The organism is Streptomyces sp. NPDC017991, from assembly GCF_044328075.1.
GTDB lineage: Bacteria > Actinomycetota > Actinomycetes > Streptomycetales > Streptomycetaceae > Streptomyces.
The window spans coordinates 364897-384250 of the sequence record NZ_JBIRGP010000006.1 but is presented as its reverse complement, the minus strand read 5'-3'; the positions used below and the strand labels follow the sequence as shown (position 1 = coordinate 384250).

Genomic DNA, 19354 nt, shown 5'->3' with positions numbered 1-19354 from the left:
CCGGTGGGGTAGACGATGGAGCATGACCGCAGAAGTAGACCTCACCGCCACCAGGGCCGGCCATGCCCTGCTGAACCGGCTGATGGCCCTTGACCACCGCCTGTTCGAGGCGGTCGCGACCCGCCACTGGCCGGGCGCCGACCCGCTACTGCCGAAGCTGAGCCGCAGCGCGAACCACGGGGTGCTGTGGTTCGGCGCGGCTGCGGCCCTCGCGGCGACCCGCTCGCCACGGGCGCGCCGTGCGGCCGTGCGCGGGATCGCCTCGCTGGCCCTGGCCTCGGCCACGATCAACACGGTGGGCAAGCGCTCGGTGCGCCGCCCGCGCCCACGGCTCGACGCCGTGCCGGTGATGCGGCAGCTGAAGCGGCAGCCGATCACCACGTCCTTCCCCTCGGGGCACTCGGCGTCGGCGGCGGCCTTCGCGACGGGCGTCGCCCTGGAGTCCCGGACGCTCGGCGCGGTGGTGGCCCCGGTGGCCGCCGCGGTGGCCCTGTCCCGTATCTACACGGGTGCGCACTTCCCGAGCGACGTGCTCGCCGGGGCGGCGTTCGGCGCGGGTGCCGCCTTCGCCGTACGGGGCCTCGTGCCGACGCGTGACCAGTTGCCGCCCCCGGGGCGGCCACGCGCCGACGTGCCCGCGCTGCGGGACGGGGAGGGTCTGGTGCTCGTGGTCAACACCTCCGCGGGCACCGCGGACCGGATGCGCGCCATCGGGGACGCCCTGCCGCTCGCCGAGGTCGTGGAGTGCGCACCGGAGTATTTGCGGGCCGAGTTGGAGAAGGCCGCGGCCCGCGCCGAGGTGCTGGGGGTCTGCGGCGGCGACGGCTCGATCAACGCGGCCGCCACGGTCGCCCTGCGCCACGGCCTGCCGCTCGCCGTGCTGCCGGGCGGCACGCTCAACCACTTCTCGAAGGACCTGGGCGTGGAGGACGTACGCGGCCTGAGCCGCGCCCTGACGGAGGGCGACGCCGTACGGGTGGACGTCGGCCGGTACTCCGCCGGTGACCAGGAGGGCTACTTCCTCAACAACTGCAGCCTGGGCGTCTATCCGGAGCTGGTGCGCGAGCGGGACCACTGGTCGAAGCGGATCGGCGGCTGGCCGGCCGGGGTGGTGGCGACTTTGCGGGTCGTGCGCGCAGGCCGGCACCCGTTGCGGGCCGAGTTCGACGGCAGGGAGCGGCCGTTGTGGCTACTGTTCGCCGGGAACGGCACCTACCACCGGATGGGGCCGATCCCGGCCCGGCGTTACGACCTCGCGGACGGTCTCCTCGATGTGCGGGTCGTGCACGGCGGCCGTTTTCCGGCCGTACGCCTGCTGGCCGCGGCCGTGGCCGGACCGCTGACCCGGTCCCCCGTGCACGCGGCCCTTCGCGTCGGCGGCCTCCGTGTGCAGGGTGTCGAATCGGGCACGCTGCTGGCCTTCGACGGCGAAGTCAGGCCGGTGGAAGGCGATGTGACGATCCAGAAGCTCCCGGAGGCACTGACGGTCTACCGCCCGAGCGGCCTGCGCTGACCAGCCGTCAGTCCGTATCGCAAGACGCGTATCTCATACTTCGACATGGCGGCGTAGCGTGAAGGCACTCCCGTACCGAGTGAACGGATGCCGCCATGTCGAAGGTGCCGAAAGAGACCGCCGTGTACACGCACGGCCACCACGAGTCCGTGCTGCGCTCGCACACCTGGCGCACGGCCGCCAACTCGGCGGCCTACCTCCTCGGCTCGCTCAAGCCCCATATGCGGATCCTGGACATCGGCTGCGGGCCCGGCACCATCACCGCGGACCTGGCAGGGCTGGTCCCGGACGGCCAGGTCACCGGCGTCGACCACGCGCCGGGCATCCTGGACCAGGCGCGCGCCACGGCGGCCGAACGGGGCCTGCGGAACGTCGACTTCGCCGTCGCGGACGTGCACGCGCTGGAGTATCCGGACGACAGCTTCTGCGTCGTCCACGCCCACCAGGTGCTGCAGCACGTGGGTGATCCCGTGCAGGCGCTGCGGGAGATGTACCGGGTCACGAAGCCGGGCGGTCTCGTCGCCGTCCGGGACTCGGACTACGCGGCGATGACCTGGTATCCGCGGTCCCCCGGCCTGGACGACTGGCTCGACCTGTACCAGCGGGTGGCGCGCGCGAACGGGGGTGAGCCGGATGCCGGGCGGCGCCTGAAGTCGTGGGCGCTGGCGGCCGGCTTCCGCGCCGATGACCTCACCGCCTCGGCCGGTACCTGGTGCTACTCGACGGCGGAGGAGCGGGCCTGGTGGAGCGGGCTGTGGGCGGACCGTACGGTGGCGTCCGCGTACGCGGCGCTCGCCGTGGAGGGGGGTCACGCCGAGGTGGGCCGGTTGCAGGGGATTGCCTCCGCATGGCGGGCGTGGGGGTTGGAGGAGGACGGCTGGTTCGCGGTCCTCCACGGCGAACTCCTGTGCCGCAAGCCGGCGGCTTGATGCCTTGAGTTTCACCTGCGGGCCGGTGGGGGCTGGCCGCGCAGTTCCCCGCGCCCCTTAAGGGCGAAAAGCCGGGGCGCAGCCCCGCTTTTCAGGGGCGCGGGGAACTGCGCGAGCAACCCCCACCGGCCCGCAGAATCAGGGGCGCGGGGAACCGCGCGAGCAACCCCCGCCGGGGCGCGGCCGGGGCTACTCCCTGGGGAGCAGGGGGCCCAGGGGGCCGAGGTCGAGGTTCAGGTCCTCGGGGCGGAGGCCGTAGCGGTCACGCAGTTCCGCCATCCGGTCGTCCAGGAGCATCAGCGTCAACCCGATCCGCTCCTCCTGGTCCTCCGACAGATCCCCCGTGTCGAACCGCCGGACGGCCTGCCGTTCCATCAGCTGCCGCAGCAACTCGACCACGGTCAGCACAAGCTTGATCAGGTCCCGCTCCACCGTGTCCGGTTCGAGGTCGAGACGGCTCCGCCCGGCCTTCTTCCCGGTCCCGGCACCGGCCCCGACCCCGGCCCCGGTAGGGGCGCCCGTTCCCAGGACCGCGTCGTCGACGACCCTCTGGAGTGCCTCTCCGCCGCTCACAGCATCTCCTCCCAAGGCGCGGGAACGTTCTCGTTCACCGAGCTGATGAGCGCGTTCAGATCGATCCGTACGAGATCGACGTCCGCGATCCGCAGGGTGAGGTCGCCGGTGATGACGACCCCGCCCGCGAGCAGCCGGTCGAGAAGGTCGACCAGGGCGACCTCCCGGCGTTCCACGACGGTCACGCGTCCTCCCCGCTGAACGAGTAGGCCGCCCACGGACCGGTCAGTTCGACACGCAGTCCCGGCGCGTCGTCCTTCGTGCGGTCCACCAGTTCCACGAACGCCTCGGATTCCGTCCGCGGCACCAGATAGGCGGCGTTCAGGATGTTCCGGCCGGGCGCACGGGAGAGCGCCGAGTTCTGCGGGGCGTGGATCCGGGTGTCCTCCGCGTACCCGGAAAGGGACTCGTGGAGCCGGCGCGAGAACTCCTCGGCCCGCTCCCACTTCTCCTCGCTCTCCTTGCGCTGGTTGCGCCGCTGCCGCAGATAGTCGCGCCCCGACCCGGCCCGGCCGGGAGAGGAGGCCGGCCGGGCACCCGTACCGCCGGAGAGGTCGGGCTCCTCGGACGCCTCCGTGGGCTCCGAGTACACCTTCACCCCCCACTCGACCCGCCCGTCGAGCCGGTCGAGGGTCCGCAGGAAGGTCTCCTCCCGCTCCTCCATCATCGACCGGACGCCGCTGTCGTCCCGGAACACCGTGGCGAGCCGGAGCGGCAGCGGCGAGGTGACGACGGTGAGCGCGTCGATCACGTTCTGGTGGGCCCGCGCGGTCGCGCCGAGCCAGTCCAGGTCCTCCAGATGGGCCCGCAGCGGCCTCTCCGCGAAGTCCTCCTCGGGCACCTGGCCGACGACGGCGACCAGGTCGCCGTGGACCAGCTGCTTGGGCGGCACGCCGGCCACCCCTGTCAGCTGCGCCGGCAGGGGCGTACCGAAGGGGCGGCAGACGGCGTACACATAACGCAGACCACTCATCCTTGTGCTTCCTTCTCCGACTTCTGTGACTTCTGGGAGGGTTCACGCGCGCCTGCGGTCACTTCGCCGCGCGCGCCCTCCAGTTCGGCCACATGTGCGCGCAACTCCGCGTTCTCCCGGGCGAGTTCGTCGCGCCCGGCACGGGAGGACAGTTGCGGATCGGTCTCCCACCAGTCGATGCCCATCTCCTTCGCCTTGTCGACGGAGGCGACGATGAGCCGCAGCTTGATGGTGAGGAGTTCGATGTCGAGCAGGTTGATACGGATGTCACCCGCGATCACGATGCCCTTGTCCAGGACCCGTTCGAGGATGTCCGCGAGGTTGGCGCCACCGCCGCTCCCGTAGGGGTCGGGCAGGCGCTGAGCCGTGGTCATCGACGGCTCCGGCCACCGGCGGGCTCACGCTCGCGCTCGTCCGCCTCCTCTTCCTCCGGGACTTCCTCGTCCTCGTACTCGGCCTCGGGCGCGTCCTCCTCGTAGGCCTCCTCGCCCTCCGGGGCCTCCTCGTCCTCATACTCGGCCTCGGGGGCGTCCTCGTCCTCGTACGCCTCCTCGTCCTCGGGCAGCTCGTCCTCGGCGGACTCCTCGTTCTCCGGAGCCTCCTCCTCGGCCGAGCCTTCCGCGTCCTCGGAGCCGTCCTCGGTGCCGTCCTCGGAGGTCTGCTCGGCTTCCTCCTCCTCCGCGACCGCGTCCTCGTGGCTCGTGACGACCTCGCCGTCGCGGATCTCACCGCGCCAGCCGTCGTCCGCCTCGCCCTTGATGGTGATGAAGCGGGCGAAGTTCTTCAGGTCGAGACGTGCCCTGCGACCCTGGGCGCGCCAGATGTTGCCGGTCTTCTCGAACAGCCCCTTGGGGTAGTACTCGATGACCAGCAGCACCCGGGTGAGGTTCTCGGCGAGCGAGTGGAAGGTGACGACACCCTTCGTGGTGCCCTTGGCACCCTCGGACGTCCAGCTGATCCGCTGATCCGCCACCTGCTCGGTGGTGTGGGCCTTCCAGCTGCGGTTGGACCAGAAGATCTTCATCTGCCAGTCGGACGTCGTGTCGTCGGCGCGGTTCGCGCTCTTGACGCCCTTGGCGAAGGTGCTGAAGTCCTGGTACTGGGTCCACTGGTCGTAGGCCGTGCGCAGCTCCACGCCGACGTCGATGAACTCGATGATGACGGTCGGCTTCTTGCCGGCGCCGCCCTTGCGCCTGCCCTTGCCGCCGGTCAGGTTCTTGAAGGCGCCGACGACGCTGTCCTTGGCCTTGCCCGCGCCCAGCTCCAGCGCGGTACGCATCGGTCCCTTGCCGTCGGCCAGCTTGCGGCCGCCGTCGAGGGCGAGCTTGGCGAAGCCGGGGCTGTCGCCGGAGGCGATGTCGTTGAGCTTGCCCGTCGTCTGGCCGAGCTTGGTCCCGACCCCGACCAGCGCCCGCTGGACCTGGGCGGCCAGGTACGCCTGGGCTTCTTCCTTGAGCCGGTCGACCGCCTCACTCTGGGCGACCGAGGTCAACGGGTTGCTCTTGGCCTGCTTGGTCGCGGACCCGAGGGTGTCAGTCATCGTCGCCGCCTCCCCTCGTCGTACGGGCCCGGGTGGTGCGGCGCGTGGCGGTCTTCGCCGCGGCCGTCTTCCTGCCCGGGGCCTTCTTCGCGGCCTTGGCCGCCGTCTTCTTCGCCGGAGCCTCGTTGCCGGGGCTGCGCTTCTCGGCGGCCTTCTTCGCGGGCGCCTTCGCGGTCTTCTTCGCGGGAGCCCGCTTGCGCGCCCGCGGCTTCTCGTCGTCCTCGTCCTCGGCCGCCTCGTCGTCGTCCGCGTCACGGGTGCCGCGGGCGGAGTCGTCCGAGTCGTCGTCCTGCTCGTACTCGTCGTCGTCGTACTCGACGCCGTCGTACTCGTCGTCCGGTTCCTCGTCCCGCTTGCGGCGCTTCTTGCCGCCGACCCCGGGCACGTCCGGGACCGCGTCCGGGACGACGCCCGCGAGCTGGTCCTGCACCTGGCTGGTCCGGCCGTGCAGCCGGTCGGCGAGGCCGGTGATCTGGCGCTCGACGAGTGCTCCGGTGGCGGCCTTGCCCACGCCGCGCAGGTCCCCGCGCAGCTGGTCGCCGATCTCCTTGAACTGCGGGTTGTTCTGCAGCTGTGTGGAGACCAGGTCCGCGAGCGCCCGCGGGCTGAGGTGCATCCGCTTGCCGGCCACCATGGTGCCCACGGCGAAGGCCAGCTTCATCTTCTTCGTACGTCCGAGGACGTATCCGGCCCCTACGGCGAGGCCAAGCCCTAGTCGGTTCATCGTGTAGTCCCGTTGTCGCCTGTTCCGGTGCTCCTGGTCATGGCTATCTCCAGCCTGTCGAGGAGCTCGTCCTCCATGCGGTCGAACTCCGCTTCGTCGATCTCGCCGGCCTCAAGGCGCTCCTCAAGATTGCCGAGCTCGGCGCGGACCGCCGCCGGGTCGTAGTACTGACGCTCGGCCTCGTTCACCACCTGCTTCATGGCCCAGAGGCTGCCGCGCACGGGGGCGAACGGCAGCATCAGGACCTCTCCGATCAGCCCCATGTCATCAACTCCTGGGTTCAGACGCTCAGTTGGTCGCCTGAGCGGGCTCGGAAGGGCCCGGCTCGACGAAGCTGTAGGGGGGCAGCGGCCCGTGGACCCGCAGATCGAGGTGCGGGTGCGCCTTGCGGACCTCTTCGACGGCGGCGATGAACGTCTCGGCCGCGTCGCGGTCCACGAGGAACGAGAGGTTGGCCAGCCAGCCGGTGGACTCGGGGCCCACACTGACGGAGGCGGCGGCCGGCTCCAGCGCCTGCTGGATCTCGGCGGCGTCCTCGACCTCGCGGTTCTTCACCGCGGCGACCACCATCTCGCCGAGCCGCAGCTTGTCGTCGTAATTGCCGCCGCCCGCGCCGCGGTTGGCCTCGGTGAGTGCCCTGACCTCAGGGTTCTCGGACATCACGCGGTGCAGTACGGCCTCTTCGTCGTGCGTGGCCTTGACGTTGTACTCGACCTTGCCCGCGAGCACGTCGAGGCGCTCCTTGAAGTGGTCGGCGCGCTCGGCCAGGACACTGGCCACGGCCGCGTCGTCCGTCGAGACACTGCCGAACCGCATGGGCAGCACAGGACCGCCCGCGCCCGCCTCGGCGAGCACGTTCTGGTGGGCGAGCAGGTCCCTGCGCTTGGGCCGCAGCCCTTCGGGCGCGTCACTGACGAGCGCGGCGAGGTCACCTTCCTTGATGACGCGCACCGGCAGCGCCGGCTCGCCGACACCCTCCGTACCGTCCGGCAGCGAAGGCAGCGAACTGGACGTGATGCCGTAGACGTACGTGCTCACTCCTGCTCCTCCTTGCGGCGCGCGGCGGCGGTCTTACGGGGCCGCGGCCTCGACTCGGACTGGCTCTCCTCGCGGGACTGCTTGAACGCGTCGGAGATGGTCTCGGCGGCGCCGGACAGGGCTCCCTTGGACTTGCCCTTCGCACCGGACTCGGTGATCGAGCCGACCAGGTCGGGAAGTCCGGGGCTGCGCTTGGGTCCGGCTTCGAGGTCGAGGCGGTTGCACGCCTCGGCGAAGCGCAGATAGGTGTCGACGCTCGCTATGACGACACGGATGTCGATCTTGAGGATCTCGATGCCGACGAGGGAGACCCGGATGAAGGCATCGATGACGAGCCCCCGGTCGAGAACGAGTTCAAGGACGTCGTAGAGGCCGCTGGAGCCGCCTCCACCACCGGATTGCTGTGCCGGGACAACGGTCATTCCGACCGGCCCTCCTTGTCTGTTGGGGTGTGTGCTCTGTTGGGTGTGTGCTCTGTTGGGTGCGCGGGCAGATGGGCCGCCTATCGGCCGCCGGGCTTCCGGGTGTCGGCCCTGCCGCGTTCGTAACGGCGGACGCGCCGGTAGCCGGTGAGTTCGCCGCGCGGGTCGAGGGTCACCTCGTAGCTCGCGAGCAGACTCATCGTGTCGGGGACCCGGACGAGTTCCAGGACCTCGATCTCCAACGACCAGCCGTCGTCGGTGCGTTCGAACGACGAGACCGACTCGGCTTCCATGCCGGTCAGTTCGGCGAGCTGGCCGCGCGCCTGGCGCAGCACGTCCATGGGACCCAGCTCGTCGTCGTCCGTCTCGCTCTTCCGCCTGCCCTTGGACGAGTTCGATGAACTCTGTGAACTCTGTGAATCTGATGTGTTGGATGTGTTCGACATGGCCACCTCGAACACCGAGTGACCGGCCGATCGTTGACCAAACCTGCGAGTGTCGGCGCTCAGCCGCGCAGGGCGTTCAGGCGGCGCCTGGCGGGCCCGAGCGCGCGCCCGCTGCGCAGCAGCCCTGACCAGGGATTTGTGCGGGCCTGGTCGACCGCGTCGGCGATCGTCCAGCGGCGCGGGCCGAGTTCCGCGTCTTCGAGCTGGTCCCAGGAGACGGGCACGGCGACCGGGGCGCCCGGCCTGGCGCGGACGGTGAAGGGGGCGACGGTGGTCTGGGCGTAGGCGTTGCGCTGGATGTCCAGATAGAGCCGGTCGCCGCGGTCCTTCTTGCGGGCCTCGGTGGTGAGCCGGTCGGGATGCGCCTCGGTGAGCGTGTCGGCGACGTCCTTGGCGAAGGTGTGCACCTCGTCGAAGTCGTGCCGCCCGTTGAGGGGGACGACGACGTGCAGTCCGCGTGAGCCGGTGGTCATCAGGGCCGACGGCAGTCGCAGTTCGTCGAGGAGTTCCCCGAGGAGCCGGGCGGTGTCGCGTACCGGCTCGAAGTCGTCGGTGGCGGGGTCCAGGTCGAAGACCAGCCGGTCCGGCCGGTCGACCGGGCCGCCGGGCGAGACCCGGGCGAGCCACCGGTGCAGGGTCAGGGCGGCCTGGTCGGCGAGGTAGACGAGGGTCGCGGTGTCCTCGCACACGGGGTGCAGGACCGTGCCGCCCTCCTTGGGCACCTCGACACGGCTGATCCAGTCCGGATAGTGGTCCTGGACGTTCTTCTGCATGAACTTCGGCCCGTCGAGCCCGTCCGGGTACCGCTCCAGCATCAGCGGCCGTCCCCGCAGGTGCGGCAGCATGAACGGGGCGATCTCCCGGTAGTACGCAACGATGTCGGCCTTCGTGTACTCCTTCACGCCTCCCGCGCCGGGGAACATCACCTTGTCCGGCCGGTGCACCTCGACGGTCCGCCGGCCCGCGCGTACGGCGGTCATCGCACCACCGCGTTCTCGACCAGCAGTTTCACCGCGGCGACGATGGACTCGGCGTCGATGCCCGCCGCGCGGAGCTGCTCGGCGGGGGTGGCCGAACCGGGCATGTCGCGGACGGCGAGGCGGACCAGGCGCGGGGTGGGGCGGCCGTCGAGGAAGGCGTCGAGGACCGCGTCCCCGATACCGCCCTCCTGGTGGTGGTCCTCGACGGTGAGCAGGCAGCCGGTCTGCTCGGCGGCCTCGCGCAGGGTCTCGCGGTCGACGGGCTTGACGGAGTACAGGTCGACGACCCGTACGGCGATGCCGTCGGCGGCGAGCGCGTCCGCGGCCTTCAGTGCCTCGTGCACGGTCACGCCGGCGCCGACGACGGTCAGCCGGTCGTCCGTGGAGCGCCTGAGCACCTTGCTGCCGCCGACCGGGAACTCCTCGCCGGGGCCGTACAGGACGGGCATGGCACCGCGTGAGGTCCGCAGATAGCGGATGCCGTCGAGGCCCGCCATGGTGGCGACGAGTGCGGCCGTCTGGGGGGCGTCGCACGGGTAGAGCACGGTCGAGCCGTGCACCGCCCGGAACATGGCCAGGTCCTCGACGCCCATCTGCGAGGGCCCGTCCTCGCCGATCGCGACGCCCGCGTGCGAGCCGACGAGGTTGATGCCCACACCGCTGACCGCCGCCATCCGGACGAAGTCGTGGGCGCGGGTGAGGAACGCGGCGAAGCTGGAGGCGAACGGCACCCAGCCGCGGGTGGCGAGCCCGACGGCCGCCCCGACGAGCTGCTGTTCGGCGATGTAGCACTCGAAGAACCGCTCGGGGTGTTCCTTGGCGAAGAACTCGGCGCGGGTGGAGTCGCTCACCTCGCCGTCGAGGGCGACGACGTCCGCGCGGGAGGAGCCGAGCGCGGCGAGCGCCTGGCCGTAGGCGTCCCGGGTGGCGACCTCGTCCCCCGTCTCCCAGCGCGGCAGGTCCAGGTGACCGGCCCGTACCGCGTGCAGCATCCGGGCGGCTTGCGGCGGCTGGACCTCGACGCGCAGGTCCCGTACCCCGCCCAGCTCCTCGATCGCCTCGTCGGCGTCGGGCAGCGGCTTGCCGTGCAGACCCTCGCGGTCCTGCACGGACTCGACACCCTTGCCCTTGAGGGTGCGGGCCAGGATCACGGTCGGCTGTCCCGCCGTGGACACGGCCTCGCCGTACGCCCGCTCGATGTCCTCCACGTCATGGCCGTCGACCTCGACGGTGTGCCAGCCGAAGGCCCGGAAGCGGCGGGCGTACGCGCCGAGGTCGTGGCCGTGCCGGGTGGGACCGCGCTGGCCGAGCCGGTTGACGTCCACGATCGCGGTGAGGTTGTCGAGCTCCTCGTACGCCGCGTGCTCGGCGGCCTCCCAGACGGAGCCCTCGGCCAGCTCGCTGTCGCCGCACAGCACCCACACGCGGTAGCCCACCCGGTCGAGCCGCTTGCCCGACAGGGCGATGCCCACGCCGACGGGCAGGCCCTGGCCCAGCGATCCGGTGGCGGTCTCCACCCACGGGAGCCGACGCGGTGTCGGATGCCCTTCGAGGCGGCTGTCCAGGGTGCGGAAGGTCAGCAGTTCGCTGTCGTCGATGGCCCCGGCGGCCTTGTACGCGGCGTACAGCAGCGGCGAGGCGTGCCCCTTGGAGAGTACGAACCGGTCGTTGCCCGGATGGGAGGGCCGCTCGAAGTCGTAGCGCAGCTGCCGGGCGAGCAGGACCGCCATCAGGTCGGCGGCGGACATCGAGGAGGTGGGGTGCCCGGAGCCCGCCGCGGCGGCGGCGCGCACGCTGTCGACGCGCAGCTGCTGCCCGAGTTCGATGAGTTCGGGGGTGTTCATGGTGTTCCTTCCACAGGAGGTTTACTCAGGGGGACCGGGCCGGACGCGGTTGCCCGGCATCGCGGCCCGGCGAAACCCGCTCCGACGCTCACGACTCGGGGTCGGCTCATCGGTCCGCTCATGGGTCGCCTCCGGCGGAATCACTCGAACGGGGCTTTCCGCGTCCCCCCGGCCGGGATGCCCAAACGTCGGGCACCCGGGGTTCCGGCCGCCGTGAAGGACGAGCGCGGCTCCTTCGACTTCTACCGACTTCTACCGACTTCTATCGCAGGAAAGCTGCCGCCGCAGCTCCAGAAGTGGACTCCGTGACACGCCGGGGTGGGTACGCGGGCACGACGGACGCGGACAGCGAAGACCGGGGCCACGCCGTTGTGGCCCCGGTCGGTACGGGGGTCCGGGCCGCGCCGCGGCTCACCGGGTCCGGGTGTCCGGCACGGCGTTGCTGGGAGCGACCGGCGGCATCGGGGGCACGGCGGGGGCACCGGCGACGGCGCCTTCGCCGGGCACCTCAGCGGTGCCACGGGGCGTGGGCCGGGACGCCGACGGCCGCGCCGCGTTCCGCAGCACGTACGCCAGCGCGCCGAGCACGGCGGCGGTGATCAGCGCGGCGGCCCAGTCGGGCAGACCGATCGCGAGGGCGAGACCGACCGCGAGCGCGAGGGCCGCGCCCGCGTACAGGGCCACGGCACCGGACGCGGCGTACATCGCGGCCGTCCGGCGCTGCTTGCGGGTCTGTTCCCGCAGCTCCTCGCGTATGGCGTCGCGGGCCACCTGCGCCAACTCGTCGGCCAGGTGCTTGTCCAGATGTTCCATGTGATCGATGCGGTCCATGCGCTCCGGGTACCCGTCGCTCCCGGCGCATAACGCCCGCCCGGCCGGACCGGACGCGCCCCGGCACGGGATCCGTACGAAACGATCTCCTTCCCGGCCGACCGCAACTAGGCTCGTCCGTATGGACATTCTGGGAGCCACGCTGCGCATCTGCGTCGACGACCTGGAGGCTGCGGTCCCCTTCTACGAAAGACTGGCGGGCGGGCCGGCGCAACGCTTCGAGCGCGGCGGGGTCTCCGTCGCCGCCGTCGGCTGCTTCCTGTTGATGAGCGGCCCCGAGACGGAACTCGAAGTGCTCCGCAAGGTCTCGGCGACCATCGCGGTCAAGGACGTCGACGAGGCCCACCGGGTGCTCACCGAGTCGGGCGCGCACGTCGTCGCGGGCCCGGTGGCGACCCCCGCGGGCCGCAACCTGATCGCGATGCACCCGGACGGCTATGTGTACGAGTACGCGGACCGCCGCACGGCACAGTAGCTTCAGCCGACGCCGTCGGTGTCATGGACGTCGTCGGTGCCGTCGGTGTCGTCGGCGCCGGGCGGGCGCATCCGGAAGTCGTAGCGCTCCGGCAGGGGTTCGTCCGAGATCCGGGACCACAGTTCCCCGATCGCCTCGGCCCCCTCGCGCAGGTCCGCCACCTCGAAACCGGCGTCGAAGACGGCACGCGCCGCGCCCCTGTCGCCCTCGGCGAGCAGCAACCGCGCCTCGATCAGCCGGAACCGGCCGCGTTCGCGGATCGCCGGGAGCAGCCGTTCCCACACGGACCGCGCGTCCGCGGTACGCCCTGCCGCGAGCAGCGCGCCGATCGCCTCGCGCCCCAGCGCGGCGGTCGCCGCCGTCCAGGTCTCGCCGTCGTCGCGTCGCTCCTGGCACAGGTCGTCGAAGGCGTCCGCGTACCGGTCGGCGGCCCGTTCCCGGTTGCCCGCCTCCTGGTCGGCGACGGCGAGGCAGCGTAGCAACGGCCATATCGAGGGGGCGAGTTCGAGGCCCCTCTCCCAGCTGCGCACGGCCTGGGCCCGGTCGTCGGCGTGCCACTGGGCGATCCCCAGGTGGTACTCGGCGAGCGGTTCCGCGGGGGCCGTCTCCAGCATGTCCCGCCAGTGCCGGGCGACCAGCGTCTCGCCGGGCGGCCCGACCCGGCGGGGCTCGGGGAAGGAACCGGAGCCGAGCAGCTCCACCCACGGCCGCTGCGCGTCCCCGAGCGTGGACTCGTCGAAGGGCGTACCGGGCAGCTTGTGGCCGGCGCGCAGGACTTCGAGCGCGCCCCAGCCGGAGCCGACAGCCAGCACCTCGGCGGGTTCGGTGTCGGCGGACGCCAGCCAGTGTTCGTACGCCGTCCCGAACTCCCCTCGCGGCAGGGCCCGTTCGAGCCCGGACTCGACCTCGGAGCGGGCGGCGGCCCAGTCGCCGCCGTGCACGAGTCGCGCGTCGGCGTCGACCGGCCCGTACGCCTCCAGCCAGCTCACCTCGCTCTCCGCGTCGAGGCGTACGTGCTCCAGCTGGGTGCGGGCGAGCCCCGCCTGGATCTCGCAGTAGCCCTCGGTGCCGGGTTCGGTGAGCCATTCCTGCCAGCGGCGCCCGCCGGCGCCGGTGCCCCACACGAAGAGTTTGCGTCCGCGCAGCACGTCGGTGGACGTCTGCAGCAGCCCCTGCCCGGCCTCGTCCACGGCGGCGATCCAGCGCCGCTGCCCGTCGGGCACCTCGTAGAAGTAGTCGGCCGGATACGCGCCGCGCCGCGGGTACGTCCGGTCGGCACCCTCGTACAGCGGGACGGGCACCCGGCGCAGCCGCCGCTCGTAGCCGAAGTGCCAGGCCTCCTCCGCCGGTGCGAGCACCCTTCGCGCCTCCGGGACCGCGGTGTTGGACCACCAGTACAGCGGCGCGGCCTTCTCGTGCGGATTGCGCACGCGAACGCCGACGTACAGGAAGTCGGAGCCCTCCGGCAGCCACAGGTCCACCTGGAAGGGCAGGTCGCGCAGCCGCTCCCACTCCCACAGGCGCAGCATCCGGGTGCCGTCGGGCGCGGGGACACGGGCCGCGTGCAGGGGTGCGCAGGCGAGGGTCGAGTGGCCGGTGGCGCCGATGTTCCACTCGATGCCGCCGGAGAACCAGGCGCCGTTGAGTGCGAAGTCGGCGGGCTGCAACACCGGGTTGCGGTAGAGGAGTTCGCGGTCGGACGGCTTGTGGAAGAGGGAGACGACCCGGCCGCCGAAGCCGGGCAGCACGGTCGCGCGGAGCCGGTCGTTCTCCAGGACGATCGTCTCCACCTCGCGGGGCGTACGGCTTCTCCCGTACCCGTCCTTCACGCGCTCGGGCAGGAGGCTGCGCAGCGGCTCGTACGCGATCTGCCGGGCCATGTCGCGGGGCAGGCCCGCGCGTTCCCGCTCGTCCACATGGTGCGTCCGGCCGGGCGGGCGCAGTGGGGGCAGGGGGTTGGCGGGGCCGGGTTCGGCGACCGGAAGCGTCAGTACGTCACGTCGGATGGTCGTCACGTGACCATGGAACAGGCTGGACGGCGTACCGGCCAGAGGCCCTCCCGGTCAGGATCCGGTCAGGATTGCGCAAAGGCCGCGACGACGATGTCGGCCAGGAGGGCGCCGGCGGTTCCGTCGGGGTCCAGGTCGGGGTCGTAGATGGTGACGTTGAAGCCGGCGCAGTGCGGGGAGGTGACCAACGGCCGCAGCAGCGCGGTCAGTTCGTCGGGCAGCAGTCCGCCGGGGTCGGGGCTGTCGACGGCGGGCATCACGGACGGGTCGAGCACGTCGGCGTCGAGGTGCACCCAGAAGCCGTCCAGGTCCGGTACGCCGAAGGCCTCGGCGGTGGCGCGCGCGACGGCGTCGGCGCCCCACTCGCGGATGTCGCCGACGGTCACGGTGGGGATCTTCAGCGCGGCCAGCTCGGCCCGGTCGTCCTCGAACTCGTCCCGGATCCCGAAGAACCGTACGTCCTCGTCCCGCAGATAGGGCTTCAGCCCCTCCAGATCGGTGAGGTCGTCCTGCCCGCGCCCGGTGGCCAGGGCCACCTCCTCACCGCCGGCCGCGCCGATCCGGTCGGAGTTGCCCGGGTGGCGGAAGTCGTGCGAGGCGTCCACCGCCGCGAGGCCGTACCGGCCGATGCGGCGCAGCGCGAGGGAGGCGCCGAGCTGGATGGAGCAGTCGCCGCCGAGGACGACGGGCAGTTCCCCGGCCCGTACGTGCCGCTCGATACGGTCGGCGAGCGTACGGGTGTATCCGGCGAGCGCGGCGGCGTTGAAGACACCGTCGCCCTCCTGCCAGTCGCCCCGGTCATAGCGCGGCGGTACGACCACACCGCCCTCCAGCGCGTTCAGCCGTTGCACGATCCGCTGCTCGCGCAGGGCGCCGGCGAGCTTGTAGCAACCGGGCACCGTGCCGGGGGCGGGCGGGCGGAGCCCGAGGTTCGAAGGCGCGTCCAGGACGACGAGATTCCTCAGGGCACTCATGTTCGAATCATATCGGCGGTGACGGCCCACCGCTCATGGTCACGCCAGGCTCCGTCGATGAACAGGAAGTCCGGCGAGAAGCCCTCCAGGCGGAACCCGCAGCGGCGGGCCAGCGCGATCGAGGCGGCGTTGTCCGGCTGGACGTTGATCTCCAGCCGGTGCAGCCCGAGCGTGTCGAACGCGTGCCGCACGACCAGGTCGAGCCCCTCACTCATCAGCCCGCGTCCGGCCGCGTGCGCGAAGGCCCCGTAACCGAGCGCCCCGCACAGAAAGGCACCCTCGACGATGTTGTTGATATTGATGAACCCGGCGATCTCCCCGCCGTCCTTCTCACAGACGAAGAACCCGGCCCTGGTCGGATCATCGATGAGCCGCCCCGCGTACGAGGTGTACGCGGCGGCGGTACCGGGCGGGAAGAGCCACGGCTGATGCAGAGCCTTGCTCTCCCGCACGCGGGCGGTGAACTCGGGCCCGTCCTCGTGGGTGAAGGGACGTATGCCCACGTGGGGGCCTTCGGCGAGATACGCGGTGCTGCCGACCATCACGCCACGGTACGCCTGCGCTGTGCTTGGGCGTGAACGGGATCCGCGGGCCGGTGGGGATCTGCGGGCGCGTTGTGGCCGGCCGCGCAGTTCCCCGCGCCCCTGAAGGCAGGGGCGCAGCCTTTAAGGGGCGCGGGGAACTGCGCGGCCCGCCCCCACCGACCCGCAGCCAACGAACCAGCCAGCCAGCCAGCCAGCCAGCCAGCGGCACGCTACCCGCGGCGCCGCACGAAGAACGCCCCGCACAGCGCCCCGATCACCGCCGTGGCGAGCAACGCCATCCACAAGGGCATGGTCACCTCGGGAATCAGCAGCCGAATCTTCGTCGCCCGGGTGTTCTCGAAGATGAAGACCAGCCCGAGAACAGCCAGCGCGAGAACCGCCACCCGCCCGGGCGTCAGCAGACTCCCCCCACCGGCCCCCGTGCCACCGCCACCACCGCTCCGCGCACTCTTCCGGCTCATGGAACCAGGATGGGCGCGGAAGCGGCGGCCACGCACGGTGAGCGGTCCCTCCGGGTGAGACGTCAGGCCAGCGCCGGCACGTCCAGCGTCAGAACCCCCGCCCCCGCGTCGAGCTCCGCCCGCACCCCGAACGGAACCGTCAGCGCCCCCTCCCCGTGCCCGAAGCCGAACTCCTCGGCGATCGGCACCCCGAGCCCGCCGAGCCGGTCGAGAACCAGCTCCCGCACCCGCTCGTACGGGCCGCACCGCTCCCAGGACCCGAGCAGGATCCCCGCGACACCGTCGAACCAACCGGCGCGCAGGAGCTGCGTGAGGTACCGGTCCAGGCGGTACACCTCCTCGCCCACGTCCTCCAGACACAGCAGCCCGCCGCCCGCGGAGGGCCGGGCGTGCGGTGTCCCCAGTTCGGAGGCGAGCAGGCTCAGACAGCCACCGAGCAGGACGCCGGCAGCCCGTCCCGGGACCAGGGCCTGCCCGGCCGCCGCCGACCTGATCGTCCGCACGGACTCCGGCGCGAAGAGGGTCGCCCGGAGGTGATCCTGGGCGCGGGCGTTCTTGAGGAAGTCGATGCCGGCGGCCATCGGGCCGTGCAGCGTCACGAGTCCCAGCCGCGCCGCGAACGCCTCGTGGAGAGCCGTGATGTCACTGAAGCCGATCAGCACCTTGGGCCCCGCGGCCCGCAGGGCGTCCCAGTCGAGCAGGTCGGTCATGCGCTGCACGCCGTAACCACCGCGCGCGCAGAACACCGCGTCCACCGACGGGTCGCACCAGGCGGCCTGGAAGTCGGCCGCACGGTCGGCGTCCGTGCCCGCCAGGTAGTCGAACGTCCCGTCTCGGTCCAGGACATGGGGTGCCACGACCGGGTCGAGGTCCCAGCCGCGCAGGATGTCGAGCCCCGCCTGCAGTCGTTCCTCCGGCACGGGCCCGCTCGGCGCGACGACGGCGACCCGGGCCCCGACGACCAGCCGCGGAGGCCTGACGAGGTCCTGCGTCACGAGATCCTTCAACGGTCGGTCACTTGCTGAGCTCCAGTGCGGGAACGCCGGGCGGATTGAGGCCGAACACCTGGGCGTACAGGGAGAGTTCGGCCTCCAGGGCGCGCACCATGGTGTCGGTGCGGCGGAAGCCGTGGCCCTCGCCCTCGAAGGTGATGTAGGCATGCGGCACGGACCGCGCCCGCTCCGCGAGCCGGGCCAGGAACCGCTCGCACTGGGCCGGCGGGCAGATGACGTCGTCGAGGCCCTGGAGGAGCAGGAAGGGCGCGGTGACCTTGTCGGCGTGCTCGGTGGGCGACCGCTCGGCGTACCGCGCGGGCACCTCGGCGCGCGGGCCGATCAGGGTCTCCAGGTACTGGGACTCGAAGTCGTGGGTCTCGCCCACGCCCCAGCCCACGAGGTCGAGGACGGGGTAGAGGATCGTCCCGCACGCGTAGACGTCGGTGCCGACCAGCGAGGCGGCGGCGGTCCAGCCACCCGCGCTGCCGCCCCGGACGGCCAGCCGGTCGCGGTCGGCGGTGCCCTCCTCGGCGAGGGCGAGGGCGACGGCCGCGCAGTCCTCGACGTCCACCACACCCCACTGCTCGCGCAGCCGGTTGCGGTACTCGCGCCCGTACCCGGTGGAGCCGCCGTAGTTGACCTCGGCGACCCCGATGCCGCGCGAGGTGAAGTAGGCGATCTGCAGGTCGAGGACGAGCGGGGCACGGCCGGTGGGCCCGCCGTGCGCCCAGACGACATAGGGCGGGAGGACGTCGCCGGGGGCCACATGGCCGGGGTGGTGGGGCGGATAGATGTGCGCGTGGATCTCCCGCCCGGCGGGCCCGGAGAACGTACGTATCTGCGGTTCCGGGTAGTAGGAGGGGTCCACCGGGTCGTCGTGCCGGGCTCCCACGACACGGGCCCGGCCGGTGCGCGCGTCCAGTTCCACGACCTCGTACGCGCTGCGCGGGCTGGCGGCGACGGTGACGACGCGGCTGCCGTCGACGGCGAGGGTCGGCTCGTACTCGCTCCAGGGTCCGGCCGCGTCGACGACCTCGCCGCTCTCCGGGTCCAGGATGCCGAGCGCGGTGGCGCCCCGGCCGTGCACGACGGCGATCAGGCCGCTGTCCAGCGGCACGAACCAGCGGCGGCCGACCGTCCACAGCGGGCCGCCGAACTCCTGCTCGCGGGTACACAGAAGAAAGGGCGGCTCACCGTCACCGTCGGCGTCATCGGCGTCGACGTGGACCCGGTAGAGGTTCCACCAGCCGGTGCGGTCGCTGGAGTACAGGAGGGAGCCGTCACGGCCCCAGTCGGCCTGGGCGATCGCCTCCTCGGGCCCGCCCGCGACCGCCCGGGGCTCCCCCAGGGACCCGTCCGAGCCGACCTCGGCCACCAGCAGCTCGGTCCCGTCCCACGGCATCCGCGGGTGGTCCCAGGCCAGCCAGGCCGCGCGCCGCCCGTCGGGCGAGATCCGCGGCCCGGTGACGAACCGGTGCCGGTCGTCGGTGAGTTCGCGCACCGCGGCCCGGTCCTCGGCGGCCGAGCCGTCCAGCGGCACGGCGGCGACGAGCCGGCGCACATCGCTGGGCCCGTCGCCGGTGAACTCCTCCAGTACGCACCAGACCTCGCCGTGCTCCAGGCGCATCTGCGGGTCCACCCACCGCAGTCCGCCGCCGACGGGGGACACGGGGGTGAGGGGGCGTGGGCCGCTTCCGGGGTCGGCGGGCTCGTACACGTACAGCCGCTGGTCGGCGAAGTCGACGAACACGACCACTGGCCCGTCCTCGCGGACCGCGCCGGTCCAGGGCTGTCCGCCGTACTCCATGACGCGGCTGCGGACGTTCCACGGGGCGGGCAGCACCGACTCCTCCCTGCCGTCGGCGAGGCGGCGCACCAGGGTGCGGCGCCCGCCCTCGGCGGGCCGGGGCTCGGTCCACCACGCCTCGTCGCCGACGAAGCCGACGTAGTCGGGGTGCCCGTCGTGCGCGGCGGCGAGCGCCGCGTCGATGGGCGAGGGCCAGGAACCGTAGGCCAGCTTCTGCACTGTGTCCCCCATTTTCTTTCCCTTTTTCCCTTTTTCCTGGGCCGTTTCTTCCTAGG

General features: G+C 72.1%; 22 protein-coding genes. 3 read left to right on the top strand and 19 right to left on the bottom strand.

What is annotated here, in order from left to right; translation table 11 throughout:
* The first annotated feature begins 22 nt into the window (after positions 1-22).
* Together ACH4DZ_RS20520 and ACH4DZ_RS20515 are read left to right on the top strand one after the other, a co-directional pair.
* Positions 23-1513: a bifunctional phosphatase PAP2/diacylglycerol kinase family protein gene (locus ACH4DZ_RS20520; RefSeq protein ID WP_398288611.1), complete on the top strand. Its 1491-nt coding sequence runs from the start codon at positions 23-25 to the stop codon at positions 1511-1513.
* A 95-nt stretch (positions 1514-1608) separates the two neighbouring features.
* Complete coding sequence (locus tag ACH4DZ_RS20515; RefSeq protein WP_398288610.1) at positions 1609-2442, top strand: class I SAM-dependent methyltransferase; 834 nt, start codon at positions 1609-1611, stop codon at positions 2440-2442.
* Positions 2443-2631: 189 nt separating this feature from the next.
* Here the strand turns inward: ACH4DZ_RS20515 and ACH4DZ_RS20510 are convergent, their stop codons facing one another.
* From ACH4DZ_RS20510 to ACH4DZ_RS20450, 13 genes are all read right to left on the bottom strand, one after another.
* Complete coding sequence (locus tag ACH4DZ_RS20510) at positions 2632-2970, bottom strand: gas vesicle protein K (protein WP_398288757.1); 339 nt, start codon at positions 2968-2970, stop codon at positions 2632-2634.
* 41 nt (positions 2971-3011) lie between these two features.
* Positions 3012-3200, bottom strand: a complete 189-nt coding sequence (locus tag ACH4DZ_RS20505; RefSeq protein WP_107016810.1) for a gas vesicle protein — start codon at positions 3198-3200, stop codon at positions 3012-3014.
* A complete protein-coding gene (locus ACH4DZ_RS20500; RefSeq protein WP_398288609.1) occupies positions 3197-3988 on the bottom strand; it encodes a GvpL/GvpF family gas vesicle protein in 792 nt (263 codons plus the stop codon). The genes ACH4DZ_RS20505 and ACH4DZ_RS20500 overlap by 4 nt, the downstream gene beginning before the upstream one ends.
* Positions 3985-4362 carry a gas vesicle protein gene (locus ACH4DZ_RS20495; RefSeq protein ID WP_398288608.1) on the bottom strand — a complete coding sequence of 126 codons (378 nt, stop codon included), beginning with the start codon at positions 4360-4362 and terminating at the stop codon, positions 3985-3987. Before ACH4DZ_RS20495 ends, ACH4DZ_RS20500 begins: the two co-directional genes overlap by 4 nt.
* Entirely contained in the window at positions 4359-5528 is a 1170-nt protein-coding gene (locus tag ACH4DZ_RS20490; RefSeq protein WP_398288607.1) for an SRPBCC family protein, read from the bottom strand. The genes ACH4DZ_RS20495 and ACH4DZ_RS20490 overlap by 4 nt, the downstream gene beginning before the upstream one ends.
* Positions 5521-6252, bottom strand: coding sequence for a DNA primase (locus ACH4DZ_RS20485; RefSeq protein WP_398288606.1), 732 nt, complete (start codon positions 6250-6252; stop codon positions 5521-5523). Before ACH4DZ_RS20485 ends, ACH4DZ_RS20490 begins: the two co-directional genes overlap by 8 nt.
* Positions 6249-6515: a gas vesicle protein GvpG gene (locus ACH4DZ_RS20480; protein WP_398288605.1), complete on the bottom strand. Its 267-nt coding sequence runs from the start codon at positions 6513-6515 to the stop codon at positions 6249-6251. Before ACH4DZ_RS20480 ends, ACH4DZ_RS20485 begins: the two co-directional genes overlap by 4 nt.
* A 25-nt stretch (positions 6516-6540) precedes the next feature.
* On the bottom strand, positions 6541-7290 hold the full coding sequence (locus ACH4DZ_RS20475) for a GvpL/GvpF family gas vesicle protein (protein WP_398288604.1): 750 nt from the start codon (positions 7288-7290) through the stop codon (positions 6541-6543).
* On the bottom strand, positions 7287-7712 hold the full coding sequence (locus tag ACH4DZ_RS20470; protein WP_398288603.1) for a gas vesicle structural protein GvpA: 426 nt from the start codon (positions 7710-7712) through the stop codon (positions 7287-7289). The genes ACH4DZ_RS20475 and ACH4DZ_RS20470 overlap by 4 nt, the downstream gene beginning before the upstream one ends.
* A gap of 80 nt (positions 7713-7792) precedes the next feature.
* Complete coding sequence (locus tag ACH4DZ_RS20465) at positions 7793-8158, bottom strand: gas vesicle protein (protein WP_398288602.1); 366 nt, start codon at positions 8156-8158, stop codon at positions 7793-7795.
* 59 nt (positions 8159-8217) lie between these two features.
* Positions 8218-9138, bottom strand: a complete 921-nt coding sequence (ligD, locus tag ACH4DZ_RS20460; protein ID WP_398288601.1) for a non-homologous end-joining DNA ligase — start codon at positions 9136-9138, stop codon at positions 8218-8220.
* Positions 9135-10982 carry a transketolase gene (locus tag ACH4DZ_RS20455; protein ID WP_398288600.1) on the bottom strand — a complete coding sequence of 616 codons (1848 nt, stop codon included), beginning with the start codon at positions 10980-10982 and terminating at the stop codon, positions 9135-9137. Before ACH4DZ_RS20455 ends, ligD begins: the two co-directional genes overlap by 4 nt.
* Positions 10983-11393: 411 nt before the next feature.
* Positions 11394-11813, bottom strand: a complete 420-nt coding sequence (locus ACH4DZ_RS20450; protein ID WP_398288599.1) for a phage holin family protein — start codon at positions 11811-11813, stop codon at positions 11394-11396.
* A 121-nt stretch (positions 11814-11934) separates the two neighbouring features.
* On the opposite strand from ACH4DZ_RS20450, the gene ACH4DZ_RS20445 reads away from it, so the two are divergent.
* On the top strand, positions 11935-12288 hold the full coding sequence (locus tag ACH4DZ_RS20445; protein ID WP_398288598.1) for a VOC family protein: 354 nt from the start codon (positions 11935-11937) through the stop codon (positions 12286-12288).
* Between the two features lie 2 nt (positions 12289-12290).
* On the opposite strand, the gene ACH4DZ_RS20440 is transcribed toward ACH4DZ_RS20445, so the two are convergent.
* The 6 genes from ACH4DZ_RS20440 to ACH4DZ_RS20415 all read right to left on the bottom strand — a co-directional run bounded on the left by ACH4DZ_RS20440 (position 12291) and on the right by ACH4DZ_RS20415 (position 19310).
* The gene (locus tag ACH4DZ_RS20440; protein ID WP_398288597.1) at positions 12291-14303 is read right to left on the bottom strand and encodes a DUF5107 domain-containing protein; all 2013 of its coding nucleotides are present in this window, start codon (positions 14301-14303) and stop codon (positions 12291-12293) included.
* Between the two features lie 59 nt (positions 14304-14362).
* Complete coding sequence (locus ACH4DZ_RS20435) at positions 14363-15262, bottom strand: arginase family protein (RefSeq protein ID WP_398288755.1); 900 nt, start codon at positions 15260-15262, stop codon at positions 14363-14365.
* A gap of 5 nt (positions 15263-15267) precedes the next feature.
* The gene (locus ACH4DZ_RS20430; RefSeq protein WP_398288596.1) at positions 15268-15813 is read right to left on the bottom strand and encodes a GNAT family N-acetyltransferase; all 546 of its coding nucleotides are present in this window, start codon (positions 15811-15813) and stop codon (positions 15268-15270) included.
* Between the two features lie 212 nt (positions 15814-16025).
* Positions 16026-16277 (bottom strand): DUF1049 domain-containing protein, encoded by a 252-nt coding sequence (locus tag ACH4DZ_RS20425; protein WP_398288595.1) that lies wholly within the window; start codon positions 16275-16277, stop codon positions 16026-16028.
* Between the two features lie 62 nt (positions 16278-16339).
* Positions 16340-17272, bottom strand: coding sequence for an LD-carboxypeptidase (locus tag ACH4DZ_RS20420; RefSeq protein ID WP_398288594.1), 933 nt, complete (start codon positions 17270-17272; stop codon positions 16340-16342).
* A 19-nt stretch (positions 17273-17291) separates the two neighbouring features.
* Entirely contained in the window at positions 17292-19310 is a 2019-nt protein-coding gene (locus tag ACH4DZ_RS20415) for a prolyl oligopeptidase family serine peptidase (protein WP_398288593.1), read from the bottom strand.
* Between the last annotated feature and the right edge of the window lie 44 nt (positions 19311-19354).